Origin of the sequence: Idiomarina sp. A28L (assembly GCF_000218785.1) — a bacterium.
GTDB lineage: Bacteria > Pseudomonadota > Gammaproteobacteria > Enterobacterales > Alteromonadaceae > Aliidiomarina.
Genome location: NZ_AFPO01000021.1, coordinates 307940 through 326434, shown reverse-complemented (window position 1 = coordinate 326434; position 18495 = coordinate 307940). Strand labels below are relative to the sequence as shown.

At 46.4% G+C, this 18495-nt stretch carries 18 protein-coding genes and 1 other RNA gene; 14 read left to right on the top strand and 5 right to left on the bottom strand.

Features of this window, described 5'->3' with window-relative positions:
* Positions 1-15 precede the first annotated feature (15 nt).
* From petA to A28LD_RS09345, 5 genes are all read left to right on the top strand, one after another.
* Positions 16-603 carry a ubiquinol-cytochrome c reductase iron-sulfur subunit gene (gene petA, locus A28LD_RS09365; protein ID WP_007420842.1) on the top strand — a complete coding sequence of 196 codons (588 nt, stop codon included), beginning with the start codon at positions 16-18 and terminating at the stop codon, positions 601-603.
* Positions 603-1862 (top strand): cytochrome b, encoded by a 1260-nt coding sequence (locus A28LD_RS09360; protein ID WP_007420841.1) that lies wholly within the window; start codon positions 603-605, stop codon positions 1860-1862. Before petA ends, A28LD_RS09360 begins: the two co-directional genes overlap by 1 nt.
* Entirely contained in the window at positions 1862-2596 is a 735-nt protein-coding gene (locus A28LD_RS09355; protein WP_040487290.1) for a cytochrome c1, read from the top strand. Before A28LD_RS09360 ends, A28LD_RS09355 begins: the two co-directional genes overlap by 1 nt.
* A gap of 88 nt (positions 2597-2684) precedes the next feature.
* The gene (sspA, locus tag A28LD_RS09350; RefSeq protein ID WP_007420839.1) at positions 2685-3320 is read left to right on the top strand and encodes a stringent starvation protein SspA; all 636 of its coding nucleotides are present in this window, start codon (positions 2685-2687) and stop codon (positions 3318-3320) included.
* Positions 3321-3455: 135 nt separating this feature from the next.
* Positions 3456-3884 (top strand): ClpXP protease specificity-enhancing factor, encoded by a 429-nt coding sequence (locus tag A28LD_RS09345; protein WP_007420838.1) that lies wholly within the window; start codon positions 3456-3458, stop codon positions 3882-3884.
* Positions 3885-3892: 8 nt separating this feature from the next.
* On the opposite strand, the gene A28LD_RS09340 is transcribed toward A28LD_RS09345, so the two are convergent.
* The 4 genes from A28LD_RS09340 to A28LD_RS09325 are packed head-to-tail and all read right to left on the bottom strand — an operon-like array spanning position 3893 to position 7231.
* Positions 3893-4459 (bottom strand): BON domain-containing protein, encoded by a 567-nt coding sequence (locus A28LD_RS09340; RefSeq protein ID WP_007420837.1) that lies wholly within the window; start codon positions 4457-4459, stop codon positions 3893-3895.
* Between the two features lie 6 nt (positions 4460-4465).
* Positions 4466-5029: a D-sedoheptulose-7-phosphate isomerase gene (locus A28LD_RS09335; protein WP_007420836.1), complete on the bottom strand. Its 564-nt coding sequence runs from the start codon at positions 5027-5029 to the stop codon at positions 4466-4468.
* Between the two features lie 2 nt (positions 5030-5031).
* Positions 5032-5382: a YraN family protein gene (locus A28LD_RS09330; protein WP_007420835.1), complete on the bottom strand. Its 351-nt coding sequence runs from the start codon at positions 5380-5382 to the stop codon at positions 5032-5034.
* On the bottom strand, positions 5357-7231 hold the full coding sequence (locus tag A28LD_RS09325) for a penicillin-binding protein activator (protein WP_007420834.1): 1875 nt from the start codon (positions 7229-7231) through the stop codon (positions 5357-5359). Before A28LD_RS09325 ends, A28LD_RS09330 begins: the two co-directional genes overlap by 26 nt.
* 97 nt (positions 7232-7328) lie before the next feature.
* Here A28LD_RS09325 and rsmI point away from each other — a divergent pair, with 97 nt between their 5' ends.
* Positions 7329-8153, top strand: coding sequence for a 16S rRNA (cytidine(1402)-2'-O)-methyltransferase (gene rsmI / locus A28LD_RS09320; RefSeq protein ID WP_007420833.1), 825 nt, complete (start codon positions 7329-7331; stop codon positions 8151-8153).
* A gap of 103 nt (positions 8154-8256) precedes the next feature.
* Positions 8257-8637, top strand: an RNA gene (rnpB, locus tag A28LD_RS12030) — RNase P RNA component class A.
* A gap of 6 nt (positions 8638-8643) precedes the next feature.
* On the opposite strand, the gene A28LD_RS09315 is transcribed toward rnpB, so the two are convergent.
* Entirely contained in the window at positions 8644-10836 is a 2193-nt protein-coding gene (locus A28LD_RS09315) for a putative bifunctional diguanylate cyclase/phosphodiesterase (RefSeq protein ID WP_007420832.1), read from the bottom strand.
* Positions 10837-11028: 192 nt separating this feature from the next.
* Between A28LD_RS09315 and mraZ the strand changes: the two genes are divergently transcribed.
* The 7 genes from mraZ to mraY are packed head-to-tail and all read left to right on the top strand — an operon-like array spanning position 11029 to position 18489.
* Positions 11029-11487, top strand: coding sequence for a division/cell wall cluster transcriptional repressor MraZ (gene mraZ / locus A28LD_RS09310; RefSeq protein WP_007420831.1), 459 nt, complete (start codon positions 11029-11031; stop codon positions 11485-11487).
* Positions 11487-12440, top strand: a complete 954-nt coding sequence (gene rsmH / locus A28LD_RS09305; protein ID WP_007420830.1) for a 16S rRNA (cytosine(1402)-N(4))-methyltransferase RsmH — start codon at positions 11487-11489, stop codon at positions 12438-12440. The genes mraZ and rsmH overlap by 1 nt, the downstream gene beginning before the upstream one ends.
* On the top strand, positions 12440-12778 hold the full coding sequence (gene ftsL, locus A28LD_RS09300) for a cell division protein FtsL (RefSeq protein WP_007420829.1): 339 nt from the start codon (positions 12440-12442) through the stop codon (positions 12776-12778). Before rsmH ends, ftsL begins: the two co-directional genes overlap by 1 nt.
* Positions 12769-14502: a peptidoglycan glycosyltransferase FtsI gene (locus A28LD_RS09295; RefSeq protein ID WP_007420828.1), complete on the top strand. Its 1734-nt coding sequence runs from the start codon at positions 12769-12771 to the stop codon at positions 14500-14502. Before ftsL ends, A28LD_RS09295 begins: the two co-directional genes overlap by 10 nt.
* Complete coding sequence (murE, locus tag A28LD_RS09290) at positions 14499-15956, top strand: UDP-N-acetylmuramoyl-L-alanyl-D-glutamate--2,6-diaminopimelate ligase (RefSeq protein ID WP_007420827.1); 1458 nt, start codon at positions 14499-14501, stop codon at positions 15954-15956. Before A28LD_RS09295 ends, murE begins: the two co-directional genes overlap by 4 nt.
* Positions 15953-17410: a UDP-N-acetylmuramoyl-tripeptide--D-alanyl-D-alanine ligase gene (locus A28LD_RS09285; protein ID WP_007420826.1), complete on the top strand. Its 1458-nt coding sequence runs from the start codon at positions 15953-15955 to the stop codon at positions 17408-17410. The genes murE and A28LD_RS09285 overlap by 4 nt, the downstream gene beginning before the upstream one ends.
* On the top strand, positions 17404-18489 hold the full coding sequence (gene mraY, locus A28LD_RS09280; protein WP_007420825.1) for a phospho-N-acetylmuramoyl-pentapeptide-transferase: 1086 nt from the start codon (positions 17404-17406) through the stop codon (positions 18487-18489). The genes A28LD_RS09285 and mraY overlap by 7 nt, the downstream gene beginning before the upstream one ends.
* The last annotated feature ends 6 nt before the right edge of the window (positions 18490-18495 follow it).

Below are 18495 nucleotides of genomic sequence, written 5' to 3'. Positions count from 1 at the left end.
ATTGGAGAGAGATGGATGAGCAATGCGCCTGTAGATAAAGGCCGCCGCCGGTTTCTGACCGTTGCTACTTCGGTAGTAGGTGGTGCAGGAGTTGTTGGTGCTGCCGTGCCTTTTATAGCTTCATGGAATCCGAGCGCTAAAGCCCGTATAGCGGGTGCTCCGGTGGAAATGAAGATTGATAAAATTGAGCCTGGTCAGTTGGTTCGCTCTGAGTGGCGAGGAAGCCCTGTATGGGTTATTCGTCGTACTCAAGCCATGTTAGATAGTTTACCACTAGTGGAAAACAACCTACGCGACCCTGATTCTGATGAACCACAACAGCCTGAATATGCCAAGAACAAACACCGGTCAATTAACCCAGAGTGGTTTGTTGCGGTAGGTATCTGTACACACCTTGGCTGCTCACCGCAGTTTATCCAGCGCGATTTTGGCGCAATGGAGGGTGTTGATGCTGGGTTCTTCTGCCCTTGCCATGGTTCGCGTTTTGATATCGCTGGCCGTGTATTCCAAGGTGTTCCGGCGCCCACCAACCTTATGATTCCACCACATTATTTCATCGATGATGAAACAATCTTAGTTGGTGAAGAAGAGGGAGCTGCCTAATGTCCTTAATGAATTGGATTGATAAACGGATCCCTTTTAGCAACTCTATGAAGTTGCACGTAACTGAGTATCCAGCGCCAAAGAACTTCAACTTTTGGTATTTAATGGGCTCACTTGCGATCGTTGTTTTGGTAAACCAAATCGTTACTGGTATTTGGCTTACCATGAGCTACAACCCAAGTGCTGAGGGAGCGTTCGCTTCAGTTGAATACATCATGCGTGATGTTGAATTCGGCTGGCTGCTTCGTTATATGCATTCTACTGGTGCATCCGCGTTCTTCGTAGTTGTGTATTTGCACATGTTCCGAGGCATGATGTACGGTTCTTACCAGAAGCCACGCGAACTACTGTGGATTTTCGGTATGCTAATCTTCCTCGTGTTGATGGCTGAAGCATTTATGGGTTACTTGTTGCCTTGGGGACAAATGTCTTACTGGGGTGCTCAGGTAATTATCTCGCTCTTCAGTGCGATACCTATTATCGGCGATGATTTAACAACCTGGATTCGCGGTGATTACGTTATTTCAGGGGCTACCCTAAACCGCTTCTTTGCATTGCATGTAATCGCGTTGCCTTTGGTTATCGTAATCCTAGTATTCCTACACTTAATTGCGTTACACGAAGTAGGTTCAAACAACCCAGATGGCATCGATATTAAGAAGCCAAAAGGTACTGTGAAACCAGAAGATCAAGCGCAATACAAGTTCCACCCACGCTACACCGATAAGTACGATATTGTGGATGCGATTCCTTTCCATCCTTACTACACAGTAAAAGATATCGTAGGCTTGGTTGGCTTCTTGATTTTGTGTTCATTGGTGATTTTCTATGCGCCAACGATGGGCGGCTTCTTCCTAGAGCCACCTAACTTTACCGCAGCTGATCCAATGAAAACGCCTGATCACATAGCGCCGGTTTGGTACTTCACGCCGTTCTATGCAATTTTACGTGCAGTACCTGATAAGTTACTGGGTGTAATTGCAATGGGTGGTGCAATCGTAGTGCTTGCATTATTACCATGGCTAGATCGCTCGAAAGCTCGGTCAATTCGTTATCGCAGCACGTTGCATAAAGTGAACTTAACTCAGTTCGTAATTAGCTTCATTATCTTAGGTTACCTAGGTGTGATGCCAGCAACTGATTTATACACACTCATTGCACGTATCTGTACAGTGTTGTACTTCGGATTCTTTATCTTCCTGTTTATATACAGTAAGAATGAGAAGATTAAGCCACTTCCTGAGAGGTTGACGAAATGATGAAGCGATTTCTAATGGCTCTGGCATTCCTAATACCTGCTGCTGCAATTGCAGCAGGTTATTCAGGCCCGCTAGATAAAGCGAACATTGATCAATCAGATAAAGCTTCGCTACAAAGCGGTGCGCAGATATACATGAACTATTGCCTAGGCTGCCATAGCATGGAATATCAGCGTTATCAGCGTACCTTTGAAGATTTAGATATTCCGCTGGATTTAGGCGAAGAATTTCTACAATTCACTGGTGATAGTGTTGGCTCGCATAAGTTTTCTTCTATCGATGCTGATGCATCTGCAGAGTGGTTCGGCTTAACACCACCAGATTTAACTATGGTAGCCCGAGTACGTGGTGCTGATTGGCTATATACTTACTTCCGTAGTTTCTATGTTGATGATAGCCGCCCGTTTGGCGTGAACAACGAAGTTTTTGAAAACGTGGGTATGCCTCACGTATTACAAGAGCTTCAAGGTGTTCCGCGCAAAACTTGGGAACGTCGCCTCGTTGATGGTGAAATGAAAGAAGTTTATGTAGGTATTAAATCTGATGGTACCGGCTCGATGAGCGATGAAGAGTTCGATCAAGCGATGCTCGATCTTACCAATTTCCTTGTTTACACTGGCGAGCCGATGATTCTTGAACGTCAGCGCATGGGTATGTTTGTAATCGGTTTCTTACTGATTTTACTTATACTCAGTATTTTGCTGAAAAAAGAATACTGGCGTGACGTTAAGTAATTAGCTGCACTAGGTATTTGAAAGATAAGTTATATTTTCGGGGGCGAAATTTCGCCCCCTTTGCTGTTTTCAGAGAGTGGAGAATCTTATGGCTGTTGCCGCCAATAAGCGTTCAGTAATGACCCTATATTCAGGGAAAGATGATTTATTCAGTCATCAAACACGTATCGTGTTGGCTGAGAAAGGCGTAACCGTTGAAATTGCATTTGTTGAACAGGATAACCAACCTGAAGATTTGCTGCAGTTAAACCCTTACGCTGATAATGTACCTACATTAGTTGACCGCGAACTGGTGTTGTACAAAGCACAGATCATCATGGAATACCTTGATGAGCGGTTCCCACATCCGCCACTAATGCCTGTATACCCGGTTGCCCGTGGCACGAGCCGCTTAATGATGTATCGCATTGAACGTGATTGGTATGCGCTAGCTGATACTATTCTGAAAGGCACAAAGAAAGAAGCTGAAGCAGCACGCCAAGAATTGAAAGAAAGCCTATTGGCTCTAGCTCCTGTGTTCGCCGAAATGCCTTATTTTATGAGTGAAGAATTTACCTTGGTAGATTGTTATTTAGCGCCGTTGTTGTGGCGTTTACCGGTGTATGGTATTGAACTTGCTGGCGCCGGCGCCAAAGAAGTAAAATCTTATATGCTTCGCGTTTTTGATCGGGAATCTTTCCGTGATTCACTAACTGAAGATGAACGTGAAATTGGCCGTAGCTAATACAGCTGAAGTTAAGGTAACAGTAGTTTGAATACTAATTTATACTAAGGTTATACTTCATAAAACAGGCCAGCTAAAACTGGCCTTTTTTGTTTTTTAATCACAGATTATCGCAGTTAATTCGGGAGCAACCCCATGACGCCGAAACGCCCATATATTCTCAGAGCGCTTTACGAATGGTTGGTAGAGAATGATTTAACGCCGCATCTTGTGGTAGATGCTGAGTACCCATACGTAGAGGTTCCGCAACAGTTCGTACAAGATGGCCAAATTGTTTTGAACGTATTGCCCGGTGCAATACAAGGCCTCATTATGGGGAACGAGCAGGTGAGTTTTAGAACGCGTTTTAATGGCCAAGATCAAAAAATTGTACTGCCTATCGGTTCTATTCTAGCGATTTATGCGCGGGAAAATGGTGCTGGCACTATTTTTGAACCCGAAGATGCGTTGCTATCTGAAGTAGAAGGAGAAAGTGCTGAGCAGCATGATAATTCCAACTCCAGTAATAATAACGATCAACCGGAAAAGCCTAAAAAAGGCCCTACATTAACCGTAGTAAAATAGTTGCACTGCTATTGAATAGTAAGCACATCGATAACTTTTCTTACGCCGCGCACGTTACGGGCAATATCAATAGCTCTATCGGCGCTTGCGCGGTCTATAATGCCTAGTAAGAATACTTCATTATTTTCGGTAATTACCTTAATACCGGAAATATCAAACTCTTGATCGCGCAACAGTAGCGCTTTTACCCGTGTGGTAATCCAAGTATCGTCAGCGCGCGCAACTAGGTTAGCAGTTTCGCCCACCCGAATCTGATTATATACGCGAACTACCCCTTCAATATTACGTGCCTTTGCTTCGGCGTTACGAGATATTGCTTCACTTTCAGCTTGTCCATACAGCAATATATCGCCGTTATAGGCTACGAACTTTATTCGTTGCTCAGCAAAAGCATCGTTTTCTCGTAAGGCAGAAGCCATTTCCAAGCGCAAACCAGAATCATCTAGTTGTTGATTTACGCCCCGGTTATCGAGCGCTACAACTGTGCCACCAACGGTTGCACCAACAATCGCAGCAGCGCATCCTTGCAGGAGCGGGGTGGTAAGAATCAACAGAATCAGGTATCTACGGAACACAGATTTCTACCCTCCGTGAAATATTCGTTGTTCAATCAAATCACATAGTAATTGGCTGAGGAACAGCTGCTGTTCAACAATACGCAGCGAGCTTGTGCTCGGGATGCGCACTTCGATATCAGCGGGGCCAAGTAAACTAGTAATTTCTTGAGCGTCATCACCAATAATGGCAATAATGGTCATTTCCCGCGAGAGCGCCGCTTCCATCGCTTGGTGTACTCGCTCTGATTGTTGCTGGCTAACGAACGCAACTAACAAATCACCTTTAGAGCCGAGAGCGCTAAGCTGACGAGCTAAACACGCTTCTTGTGCCGGATGTGTTGAATTAACGCCAAGTGTAATTGCTGGAAAAGGAGGGCGCTCTAATTGGCTACCGTGTAGCAATAAATCAGTAAAATGTTGAGCGATGAAACTGCTGTTGCCATCACCACAAGAAAAAACTCTTCTACCCTCAAGCAGTGATGAAACCATCAAATCAGCTGCATGCTGAATAGACACGGCAAGCGCATCAGAAGCGGCAACCTGAATTTGAATGCTCTCGTTAAAATAGGCCTTAATGGTATCTTGCATGTTTAAAACGCGTCCTTAAACCATTCAATGTGAAAGGGTTCACCTGTTATCGTTACTAAATCAAAACGGCATGAGGTTTGATGCTCAATGATATTTTCGGTTGTCATCCAAACTTTCGCGGCATGCTTTATCCGTTCTAATTGTGATATCCGAAGTTGTTCTAAAATCTGTGAGAAATTTTGATCACGCCGATATTTTACTTCAACGAAAACCAAATACTCGCAATCTTTCAAAATTAAATCAATTTCAGCGTAGTGCACGCGTTGATTTCGGGCTAGCGGCAGCATGCCTTTATCTTGCAAAAACTGCTCTGCTAGTAATTCGTAACTAGTTCCGACCTCGCGAGTTGACATAGCTTTGCACTTCCAGTTTGATTTCGTGTCCATCAAACCTAGCCCAATCTAGCTCGCGTTCAACTATTTGGTTAGAAATACGCAATTGCCCCGTTAATCCCGGATATTGATAACCAGAAAAACGTAACATTATCGAAAACTTAGGAACCATTTCAAATGCATCAAATCCCATCGCAATTAAGCGTTGTCGGTTTAATGTCCATGGCAACATAGCATTACTAAGTTGCTGCTTAAGATCAGGTTCAAGGCTATCGCGAAGTGTCCATGGAGCATCTGAAAAATAAACATTGTTTAAATCATTCTCACCCAAGCTCCGCTGTTCTTGGTGAACTGCACTGCTTGCATACACCGGAATTCGCTTGCCAAAAGCACTTAAATTTACGTCAATATAAGGTTTTAACAATCGAACTTGGTTAGCATCACCGAGCAAGTAAATAGCATCGATATCTTGCCGGCTACGCACTTCGTAATTTAGCTCAGCGGCTTCACCGCGTGGTGAACGCAAACTTTGATCCCGAGCCAGTACAGCTTCAATGCGATCTATTCTTTGCTGGCTTAGGGTTACACTCAGCGCTTCCTGAACCGCTTCCGGCATATCATTACTAGAAGAATAAAAAGCCGAGCGAATGCTTTGGTTACCATGGTGTTGTTGCCACCAATCTTCGAGCCGCATTGCTGTGTTGCTGCCTCGTTGCGTATCAGGCCCCAATAACAATATATTTTTGTGGCCCTTCGAATCTAACCAACGCACCGCACTTTCTGCTTCCGATTCTGAATCTAAGGCAAAAAATGCATGTTCAGATTGCATCGGCATATCGTCGGGCTGCTGATTCAACCAAAGTTGATTCCACGGGCCTTGTGCATAAGGTACGAATGCATCGATTGCCGCGCGATCCAGTGGGCCGATAACGAAATCAACCCCCGTTTCTAGCAGTCGCTTCTGAATATCCTCAGGGTTCAACGTTGCGGTATCGTAAAAGCTCACTATCTCTGGGCGATCAGCACTCAATGCACCAAGCACGCCATTGCGTACCGCGATGCCGTGGTCTGCCAATGGCCCAGATAAAGGCAATAATACGGCAATATGCTGAGGCCGATGGGTAAATATCTCTGTAGTGAGCATTTCCTCGGCTATATTTTGCGCCGGATGATCCGGGTATGTGCGCTGCCAAGCTTCCAAAGCTGTTGCCACAGGGCGGTTATAATCGAGCGCTTGGGTAAGTTGCTGCATTAAACTAAACCAACCACGAGTAAGCTCATCACTTTGGTAGCGCGATTCACGCCAATACTCTGCGGGTACTTGCGTAAGCACTTGCCAGATAACAGCATAATCAACATCATCGGTATAGCGGGTGCGCAATATTAACTGCTGCGCAGCTTCAAGCCACTTGCCAGAATTTTCAAAGGCTTGGTAGCGCAATGTGTAGAGTTGCGCTCTCGCCGCTCGTTGGTTTAATTGCTGATTTAAATCATCAGTAAGTTCAAGCACGCGTTGCCAGTTTTCCAAAGCTGCGGCGAATCGAGCTTTTTGCAATTGCAAGCGGTTCGCTGCTTCCGGGCGAATCTGCTGAGGATTTATTACACTTAATACCACGCCTGCTTTTTGGGTGTTATCTTCATTTAGAAATTGAGTTGCTGCGGCAAGCAATAATTCCTGCTGTTGGTATCCAGGAGCAGCTGAACGCGCTTCTGCCAGCAACATATCAGCTGATATTGCCGGAGCATCTGGCGTTCGGGTATCAGTAACCGGTTCGGGCTCTGTTCTTTGCTCTGGGGCAGAGCTACATCCAGCAAGCGCAATTGCGCCTACAGCGAAAACAAATATGCAACGAGCTAACTTATTTGGCACAATAACCATCTCATGTAACGAGCGATGCTCTACTATAAACTGCCATTCGCAGTGAAACAAATATCGCTGCCATACAACTGCGTAAAGAGAGCGAAAAATGAAAACCGGAACCCTTTATATCGTGCCAACGCCGATTGGCAACTTAAATGATATCACGTTACGGGCGCTTGAGGTTCTTCGCAGTGTTGATGTTATAGCCGCTGAGGATACGCGCCATAGCAGTGTGTTGCTCAATCATTTTGGTATTGAGAGTAAGTTGTGGGCGGTACATGAACATAATGAACGGCAAAAAGCCGAAGCTATCGTTCAACGTATTCAAGAAGGGCAAAGTATCGCACTAATCAGCGATGCCGGAACGCCTTTGATCAGCGATCCTGGTTATCCATTGGTGAATGCATGCCGCGGTGCTGGTGTGCCCGTGGTGGCCCTGCCAGGTGCTTGTGCTGCTATTACCGCATTGTCGGCCTCAGGGTTGCCTACCGATCGGTTTTTATTTTGTGGCTTTTTATCGCCAAAACAACAAGCACGGCTAAGTGCATTGCAACGTTTACAAGATGAAACGGCAACCATGGTTTTTTACGAAGCTCCACGCCGAATTCTTGATACTTTAGCCGCAGTGCAGGAAGCATTTGGGCCGGAACGCCAGGTTGTGATTGGCCGCGAGATTACCAAGCAATTTGAAACTTACCTAAGTGGAAGTGTTGCAGAAGTACTCGCAATGGTTACCGCTGATTCGAATCAACAACGCGGAGAAATGGTGCTAATGATTGCTGGTGCGCCGGCACATGACCACAGTATTCCTGCCGAGGCATTGCAGTTACTAACTCTATTAAACAATGAGCTCCCGCCTAAAAAGGCAGCTAAAATTGTAGCTAGCCATTATAACTTACGGGCCAATGATCTATACAAGCACACGCTTTAATTGTTGGCGGCGCGGTTAAGCAAACAGCTGGGAGTTTTAGTTGTTATGTTCAGCAATGCCTTATTCCTTTCCCCGCAAACTGCACTGAGGTATACTCGCGCTCGGAGTCAGCCAAGACAATCGCCGCTTACGTAACTTTCGGGTTAACGCGAGGGGAGGAAAGTCCGGGCTCCATAGGGCAGGGTGCCAGGTAACGCCTGGGCGGCGTGAGCCGACGACAAGTGCAGCAGAGAGCAAACCGCCGATGGCCCATGTTTTCGCAAGAAAGTGTGGGATCAGGTAAGGGTGAAAGGGTGCGGTAAGAGCGCACCGCACGGCTGGTAACAGTTCGTGGCTGGGTAAACTCCACTCGGAGCAAGACCAAATAGGGATTCTTGGGGCGGCCCGCCTCGGATCCGGGTAGGTTGCTTGAGGCTATGGGTGACCATAGTCCTAGACGAATGATTGTCCACGACAAAACCCGGCTTAATGGCTGACTCCAACTTCTTTTCTAGTTATCTTTCTTAGCTAATTCTGTGTTGCCTTTAGCTGCACTCTTTCCACCATAGCGCTCAATTAATTCTGCAATCGGCATTGGCCGGGCAAAGTAAAAGCCCTGAATTAAATCGGCACAGTGTTTGTTCAAAAACTCCACTTGATTTACTTGTTCTACCCCTTCAGCAACAACATCTATTTCCAGTGCACGAGCCATGTGAATAAGGGCGGCAAGAAGAGCGGTTTGATGTCTATCCTCAGGCACTCTATCAACAAAGCTTTTATCAATTTTTAGCATCGATACAGGGAAGTGCTGCAAATAACTCGTAGAAGAGTAGCCGGTACCAAAATCATCAATCGCAAGTTGTATTCCTTTGTGGCGAATGCTTAGTAAGAGATCGCGCTGACGTTCACGATCGGGTAACAGCATCGATTCAGTTATTTCGAAAGTAAAATTACTTGGCGCAATATTGTGTTGGGCCATAATCGCAAACCATGTATCTACGGCCATTTGATCATAAAACTGATGAGAAGAAAAATTCACCGCAACACGGCCGGTGATATGTGCTTCGCGCAGGGCTGGAATATCTAAGCAGGTTTGGTTTAACACAAAGTTACCGAGTTCACGAATAGCACCACTTTTCTCAGCTATCGGAATAAATGCTTTCGGTGCCATTAAGCCATGCACAGGATGTTGCCAACGAACTAAAGCCTCAACACTGTGAAGCGAACCATCTTTAGAATTTACAACGGGTTGGTAATCAATAAAAAATTCATCATTTTGCAAGCCCAGCATAATGGCATGATGCAATTCCACGTGTGAAGCCGCTTGTTGGCGTAAATCAGCATTAAAAAATGAGGTAGTGCCACGGCCGGTATTTTTCGCGTTGTACATAGCTAAATCGGCTGATTTTAATAATTCATCAACACTTTCACCATCGCTAGGATAAATGGCGATGCCAATCGAAGAGTTCACGATAACATCTTGGTCTCCGAGGGTTACGGGCTCGTGAATATGTTTCAGTAGTTTTTGCGCTTGTACTTGCGCATGCATGGCTTCAGTGATGTTTTTCATAACCACAACAAATTCATCACCTCCCAGCCGCGCTACAATATCGTCTTTTCGCAACGAAGCTCGCAAGCGATTGCCAATAATGACAAGCAGTTCATCACCAGCGGCATGCCCAAGCGCATCGTTTACTTCTTTGAAATGATCAAGATCGATAAACAAAAGAGCACATTTTTCGCGGCGGCGTTCGCAACTATCCAGATAGTTACCCAGTTGCTCTTGAAAGTAGTGCCGGTTGGGTAGTTCTGTGAGCGTATCAAAGCGAGCCTGCTTTGTTATCAAGCGAAAGGCTTCACGAACCCGTTGCTGGTTTAAAAGAACCATGCCGGTTAGTAATGTCAACAACAAAACTACCAACGTGCCAATTAACCATGAGGTAACCATTGGGTAATCTGCTGGCAACCAATCGCCGTCGGCGGGTGCCGCAGCCAGTACCCATGAGCCTGTGGGAAGTAAAACATCTTGAGTAATGGGATCACTTTGCCACAAATCTTCGTCACCGAATATAACGTTTCCAGCTTGCCCGAGGCCATCGTTGCCTCGCAAACTAATTTGCAGGAATGGGTGTTGATCCAAGCCAGCATCGTGAAATAGCCGTTCGTGATCAATTACTTGTGAAATAACGATATGGTTTTGGCTTTCATCTTGAGGAACGGGAACACGGGCAATAAGGGCGCTACCGCCCTGCACTAAACTTACTGGCCCATTAATAGTTATTTCACCTGTTTCGAGGGCTGCCATGAATGAATTTAATTGTTCAGGTTGGCTACGATAATCAAAATCCAAAGCACTTTCATTGCCATCAAGAGGGTAAATCATCACAATTCGATAATTCTTACCTATAGCAAGATGGCGAATATGTAACTCGGAGGTAAGTAAACTCGAAGAAATTCTTTGAAAGCGTTCTTCATCTAAGTCCGGATTTAACATTAACTCAGTGCGAAGTTGCCGAATCGCAATTAGGTTTGCTTGCAGTAAACCTTCTAAACGAGCACGAACGGTTGATAATTGCTCTAAGCCTACATAACGATTTGTTTCAATAACACTGGCACGATCGGAACTAATCACACGGGCAACTACGAGCTCGCCACACAAAAAAACAGCAATGCTGACACCGATAATCCACAGCTTAGCGCGCACGTTTCCACCTCTCGTTTAATTATTAAACAAATAGTTAACGAAAGTAACTAAATGCGCAAGTAAAAAGTAAACCAACATTGTACAAATCTTAACGTATTTTTCCTTGACAGGGGATCAGAGTGGCACCTAGACTGTATCATTGTGGGGAAAAGTGGAGAGAAGTGGATCATTCAGTGATCCCGCTAAAAAACTATGTTTCGTGGAGCAACGAGTATAAGTCTTGATGATAAAGGTCGCCTAGCGATACCAGCGCGGTATCGTAACCTTTTGTCATTGGAATGCGAAGGCAAAATGGTCTGCACTGTTGATAACAAGCAGCCTTGCCTTTTGTTATACCCGCTTCACGAGTGGCAAGTGATTGAACAGAAGCTTGCTAGCCTCTCCTCGATGAACCCAGTAGAGCGCCGTTTGCAACGTTTGTTGCTCGGCTATGCAGAAGATTGCGATATGGATAAAAACGGTCGCCTCCTCATCGCTCCGCCGTTACGTCAATTTGCAAATCTCACAAAAAAACTGATGCTTGTTGGTCAGTTAAATAAGTTTGAGATTTGGGATGAAGAAGTATGGCAGCAGCAGGTTGCAGACGATATTGCTGCAGAACAGGCTGGTGATTTCACATTAACTGATCGACTACAAGATTTCTCATTATAATGACGCATACACCGCTCCACGTACCGGTGTTGCTAACCGAGTCGATTTCAGCGTTAGCGATCCAACCGGACCAAATATACATCGACGCGACCTTCGGGCGCGGCGGTCATAGCCGAGCTATCCTGCAACAATTGGGGCCGGCCGGTAAACTTATTGCGTTTGATCGCGACCCCACCGCGGCAAAGGCAGCTGAAGCCCTTTCTGATGATCCACGTTTTCAGTTTTTCCACACTCCTTTCTCAAAACTCGCAGAAATTATTTCAGCGCAGCAACTTAACGGCCGCGTGGCCGGTATCTTATTCGATCTTGGCGTTTCTTCCCCACAGTTAGACGATGCCGATCGAGGTTTTAGTTTTATGCGTGATGGGCCCTTAGATATGCGCATGGACCCTTCAGTAGGTGAATCAGCGGCTGATTGGCTGGCACACGCGGATATGGATTCGCTTTGTTATGTGTTTCGCACGTATGGCGAAGAAAAATACGCAGCGCGAATCGCTCGAGCAATTATTGAGTATCGGCAAGATAACCAATTTACCCGTACTTCCGAGTTGGCGAATTTAATTGCGAAAGTAAATCCGAGTCGAGAAAAGCAAAAACATCCAGCAACCCGGGTGTTTCAAGCAATTCGAATTCATGTGAATCGTGAATTAGATGAAGTTCGCGAGGCATTGGTGGCAGCGCTTGATGCGTTAATGCCGGGTGGCCGCTTAGCAGTTATTAGTTTTCATAGTTTAGAAGACCGCATTGCGAAACAGTTTATCCGTGAGCAAAGCCGCCGCGCACAAGTGCCTGCAGGGTTGCCGCTTAGAGATGACCAAATTGAAGATAACCGAACATTGATTTCAATTGGTAAGGCTATTAAACCAAGTCAAAAAGAACTGAATGAAAATCCACGTGCACGTAGCAGCGTGTTGCGTATTGCCGAACGTTTATCCCACGAGGATGAGGCGTAATGATGAAGAAGCTCGATTTAAAGCGCTTTGATGCACACCAAGCCCTACTGCAGATTATCCTTGCGGATATAAAGCAGTATCGCGGCCTATTGGTGTGGTTAGTAGTGGCTTTAGGTAGTGCTTTGTTAACAGTTTATCTAACGCATTTGAATCGTGAATTACTTGCTGAACGCGAAGAGCTACTCAAGTATCGCGATGCGATAGATGTTGAATATCGCCATTTAGTGATTGAACAAACAACATTGAGTTCGCATAACCGTATTGAATCGCTGGCACAACGCGAGCTTGGTATGCAGCGGCCCACTGAAGCGCAGGAGGTATTAGTACCATGGCGGTAAAACGCAATGAAAAAATACTGCGCCCAGAGCCACTACCAGGACGCTTCATGTTCTTGCTGGTATGCATCTGTTTAGGCTTTGTATCGTTGGTTGCACGCGCGGCTTACATCCAAGTAATTGAGCCTGATCGTTTACGTTACGAAGGTGATTTACGCTCTATTCGAGTAGCGCAAGATCGCGTTCAACGGGGCAACATTACCGATCGTAACGGCGTTGAGTTGGCGGTTAGCGTGCCGGTACACACCATTTGGGCCGACCCAAAAGTGGTGCATGATCGCGGTGGCTACACTGATACACGCCGGTGGCAAGCTATGGCCGATGTGTTGAATACCACGCCAGAGCAATTATTAAGTAAAGTTGAAAATCCAGAACGCCGGTTTGTGTATCTTGAGCGCATGATTACCCCAGCGGTAGCTAATTATATTCGCGATTTACGTATTCCTGGAGTGGGTTTGAAGGAAGAATCACGGCGCTTTTATCCGGGCGGTGAAATTGCAGCGCACGTTGTTGGCATTACCAACATTGATGCCGAAGGCCTCGATGGTGTGGAATCGGTTTACAACGATATATTAACCGGAACACCCGGGCAGCGCCGCTACCGGAAAGATGGCCAAGGCCGATTGATTGAAGAGCTAGAAATAACGGCTTCTGAACAGCCACAAAATTTAACCCTGAGTATAGATCAGCGAATTCAATCGGTTGCTTACCGGGAACTGGCGAAAGCTGTGCGTTATCACCAAGCCAGTTCAGGCTCAGTGGTTGTGGTTGATGTGCAAACTGGCGAAGTGTTAGCCATGGTGAATAACCCTTCGTACAACCCAAACAACCGATCAGGCGTGCAAGCACACCAAATGCGTAACCGGGCTATAACCGATAGCTTTGAGCCCGGCTCAACGGTGAAACCTTTAGTAGTTCTCGGTGCGTTGGCTTCAGGCTCTGTAACGATTGATAGCAAACTAAACACCAGCCCAGGCTGGATGCGCGTGGGTGGCCGCCGAGTGCAAGATGCTCGAAATTACGGTGAGCTTGATTTATCCGGTATTTTGGCACACTCAAGCAACGTTGGTACCTCGCGATTAGCTTTGGATCTCGAGCTTGAAGATTTTTTAGATCTATACAGCATGGCTGGTTTCGGCTCTGATACCGGTATTAATATGCTGGGCGAGAGCATGGGTATGTTCCAGCATCGGAATCGCTGGTCGGATTTTGAAGTTGCCGCGCTTTCTTATGGTTACGGCATTAGCGTAACCACGCTGCAACTGGCGCAAATGTATGCGATTTTGGGCAATGGCGGAAATCGCCAGCCGCTATCGATTTTGAAACTAGATGAGCCACATCAAGGCCGACAAGTATTCAGCCGAGAAATTTCGCGGCAAGTATTGCAGTTAATGGAAGCGGTAGCTGAGGAAGGTGGCACTGGTACCCGAGCCCGCGTTTCCGGTTATCGTGTAGCTGGTAAAACTGGAACAACCCGTAAAGCCGTTGCCGGGGGGTATGGCGATGAGTATGTAGGTTTATTCGCTGGTGTACTGCCAGCCAGCCGCCCGCGCGTTGCAATTGCAGTAATGATTAATGAACCTGCGGGTGATAGCTATCACGGCGGCACTGTAGCGGCGCCAGTATTTTCAGCAATTGCGGAAGAAACGATGCGTATCTTGAATGTAGCGCCAGATAATTTAAATGGCCGCGAGTTACGTGTGGCCGGATTTGGAGGTGGGCAATGATCTCATTAGCCGCTTTACTTCCAGATTGTCCGTTCCCGTTGCCAGATTTAGCCGTTAGCGGTTTGAAACTGGATAGCCGCAAAATAGCCACTGGCGATGCATTTATTGCCGTGCCGGGCGCTGAAGTTGATGGCCGAGATTATATTCAATCAGCAATTGCTGCTGGCGCCAGTGTAGTGTTGGCCGATATGGATGAATGGACCCACGGTGAACTTGAAGGCGTGCCACTTATTGGCGTGCCTAAGCTAGCCACAGAAGTTTCGCATATTGCCGGTCGTTTTTATCAGCAACCTGATATTCAAATTCGTTTAATTGGAGTTACTGGCACGAACGGCAAAACTACCGTGAGCCATTTAGTAGCGCAGCTATGGCAACAATTAGAACCCACTGCGGCTGTGTTAGGAACATTGGGCAGCGGCGTGTTGCCAGTGTTATTGCCGGAAACCAACACCACGCCCGATGCGGTTACTGTACAGCAACGGTTAGCAAGCTTTGTGGCTGAAGGAGCGAAAACAGCTGCTATGGAAGTTTCCTCTCATGCCTTAGTACAGGCACGAGTTGAAGCACTGCATTTCGATACGTTGATTGCCACTAATGTAACCCGTGATCATCTTGATTATCACGGTAGTATGGAAAGCTATATTGCCGCAAAAGCACGCCTATTTACTGATTTTCCAGCGCGCGTGCGAATTTTCAATGCTGATGATGCCATCGTTGCAGCATGGGGCACAGCCGATGATCATTGGTATAGCATGGATAGCAGTAGAATTGGCCAAAAGAATACTCTTGTAGCAAGCGATATTAGCTACACAAACAGCGGTACAAGAATGCTGCTGCATTGGCACGAGCAACAAATTTCCGTAGTGAGCCCGTTATTGGGTGATTTCAATGTTGCTAATTTACTGGCAGCGCTGTTAAGCCCACTGGCAAGTGGCTTTAGCTTAACCTTTGCCGCTGCTTTAGTGCCGCAACTGCAATCAGTTGCGGGCCGCATGGAAACCTTTATGGCTGAGAATAAGCCATTAGTTTTAGTAGATTACGCCCATACCCCAGATGCTCTTGAGCAAGTTTTATTAGCGGCGCGCCGGCATTGCACTGGCAAACTTTGGTGCGTGTTTGGTTGTGGTGGCGATCGCGATCGGGGTAAACGTCCGCAAATGGGTGAAGTGGCTGCGCGGTTGGCAGATCACACGGTGGTTACCGATGATAACCCCCGTACCGAAGCGCCGGAAGCCATAATTCAAGACATTATTAGCGGAATGCCAAGCGGTTCCGTGCATACCGCGTTACCAGGCCGAGCAAAAGCGGTACGGCAAACAATTGAAAATGCAAATAAAAACGATGTTGTGGTGTGCGCAGGGAAAGGGCATGAAACGTATCAAGTTATTGGCACGAAAGTTCACGATTATGATGAACGTGCACTGGTTGCTGAAATTCTTGGGGGTGGCCAATGATTCCGGTATCTCTAGAGTGGGTTGCACAGAAAACCAATGGCACATTACAAGGCGCAAGTGGTGAAGCGCTTTTACCAGGCTCGTGCTTAGCGCAGCACTTGGTAAAAGGTGATGTGGTGATTGATAGCCGAAAAGTACAACCGGAAGATCTATTTGTGGCATTAAAAGGCCCGAATCATGATGCTCATGATTACGCCGATGCGGTAGCAGAAGCAGGGGCCATAGCTATTATTTGTTCGCGCCCGCTTGATTGTGATGTTGCGCAAATTTTAGTTGCTGATACACATGCAGCTTTGGGTTTATTAGCCGCAGCGGTAAAAGCTGAAGTAGCGCCGAAAAGCGTGGCAATTACAGGCAGTAGTGGCAAAACCACAGTGAAAGAAATGGTTGCTGCTATCCTTCGCCAAGCGCCAAGTGTAAGCGGTGAAGTGTTAGCCACTCAGGGTAACTTTAATAACGATATCGGTGTGCCATTAACATTATTATCGCTTACCCACGCGCATACTTATGGTGTGTTTGAATTGGGTGCGAATCACCGTGGTGAAATTGCTTATACCACGAGTTTAGTAAAGCCCGATGTGGCTCTTATTAACAACATAGCGCCCGCACATGTGGAAGGTTTTGGCGATGTTTGCGGTGTTGCTAAAGCGAAAAGCGAAATATTTCGTGGCTTACCAGCAGATGGTATTGCCATTACCAATGCCGATTCTGATTTTCATGAGCACTGGCAGCGTGATTTAGTGGGCCAGAAACACCTCACCTTCGGGCTAGATGCGCAAACCGCTGATATTTCCGCTAGCAACATTCGTCTTGATAGCGATGGCTGCGCGCAATTTGATTTGCATGTAAGTGCGCCTGCAGGCGAAAAAGTGCGTGATGTAAAATTAACATTGCCAGGTAAACACAACGTTAAAAATGCGCTCGCTGCGGTGGCTATTTGCCAGTCGTTAGGCCTGCCATTGGCTGAAATAGTAGGTGGATTTACCAGCATGGTAGCAGTTCCGGGGCGCATGAATGTGCATAATCCGCGTTCCGGAGTGCGGATTATCGATGATACCTATAATGCCAATGTTGGTTCGGCAAAAGCTGCCATTGATGTGCTGGCTAGTTTGCCGGGTAAGCGCATTTTTGTGTTCGGTGATATGGGTGAACTAGGAACCCAAGCTCGCGCCTACCACGAAGAAGTTGGCGCACACGCAATTACCGCCGGTATCGATGGTTTGTTTACTCTTGGTGTTTTGAGCCAAAGTGCCAGTGAAATTTTTAACGGCCATGGTGGCCGGCACTTCGATAGCGTTGAAAGTTTAGTAACGGCGTTGCTGGAATTGGTTCAGCAAACTTCCGAGATCACGATACTGGTGAAAGGATCACGTAGCTCGCGTATGGAACGCATTGTGGAATCTCTTATAACTGAAGATTTACAACCCGATTCGCGAGGAAAAGCAGCATGTTAGTTTGGCTGGCAGAATACTTACAAACAAACGTTGCCACAGGCTTCAATGTCTTTTCGTATCTTACGATGCGTACCATTATGGGCGTTCTCACCGCGCTGTTTATCTCCTTGTGGATGGGGCCACGATTAATTCGCCGTTTGCAGTTGTTGCAAATTGGCCAAACCGTTCGTGATGATGGCCCGCAAAGTCATTTGAGCAAATCAGGCACGCCCACCATGGGCGGCATTATGATTCTGTTCAGTATATTGATTGCGGGTTTATTGTGGGCGGATTTAACCAACCGTTATGTTTGGGTAACGCTACTTACGCTTACCGGTTTCGGGATTATTGGTTTGGTAGATGATTACCGCAAAGTGGTGCGTAAAGATCCAAATGGCTTAATTGCGCGCTGGAAGTATTTTTGGCAATCGGTGTTAGCGGGAACCGTAGCCGTTTATTTGTTTTGGAGCGCCAAGCAGCCGGTGGAAACGCAGCTGTTGATACCATTTGTAAAAGATGTAATGCCACAATTAGGCGCAATGTACATGCTATTAGCTTACTTCGTTATTGTGGGTACCAGTAATGCAGTGAATTTAACCGATGGCCTAGATGGCTTGGCAATTATGCCAACGGTAATGGTGGCGGGCGCATTGGGTGTGTTTGCATATGTAACGGGTAATGTGAACTTTTCCAGCTATTTACAGATTCCCTATATTCCCGAGGCTGCTGAGCTAACCGTAGTGTGCGCTGCTATTGTGGGTGCTGGTTTAGGCTTCTTGTGGTTCAACACTTATCCAGCGCAAGTATTTATGGGTGATGTAGGTTCTTTAGCCTTGGGTGCAGTGCTTGGGGTAATCGCTATTTTGGTACGCCAAGAGCTTGTGTTGTTCATTATGGGCGGTGTGTTTGTAATGGAAACGGTATCGGTGTTGCTACAAGTGGGCTCTTACAAAATGCGTGGAAAACGTATTTTTCGAATGGCACCTATTCATCATCATTACGAATTAAAAGGTTGGCCGGAACCGCGCGTGATTGTGCGCTTCTGGATTATTTCACTCATTTTGGTGGTTATCGGTTTAGCCACATTGAAGTTACGTTAAGGATAA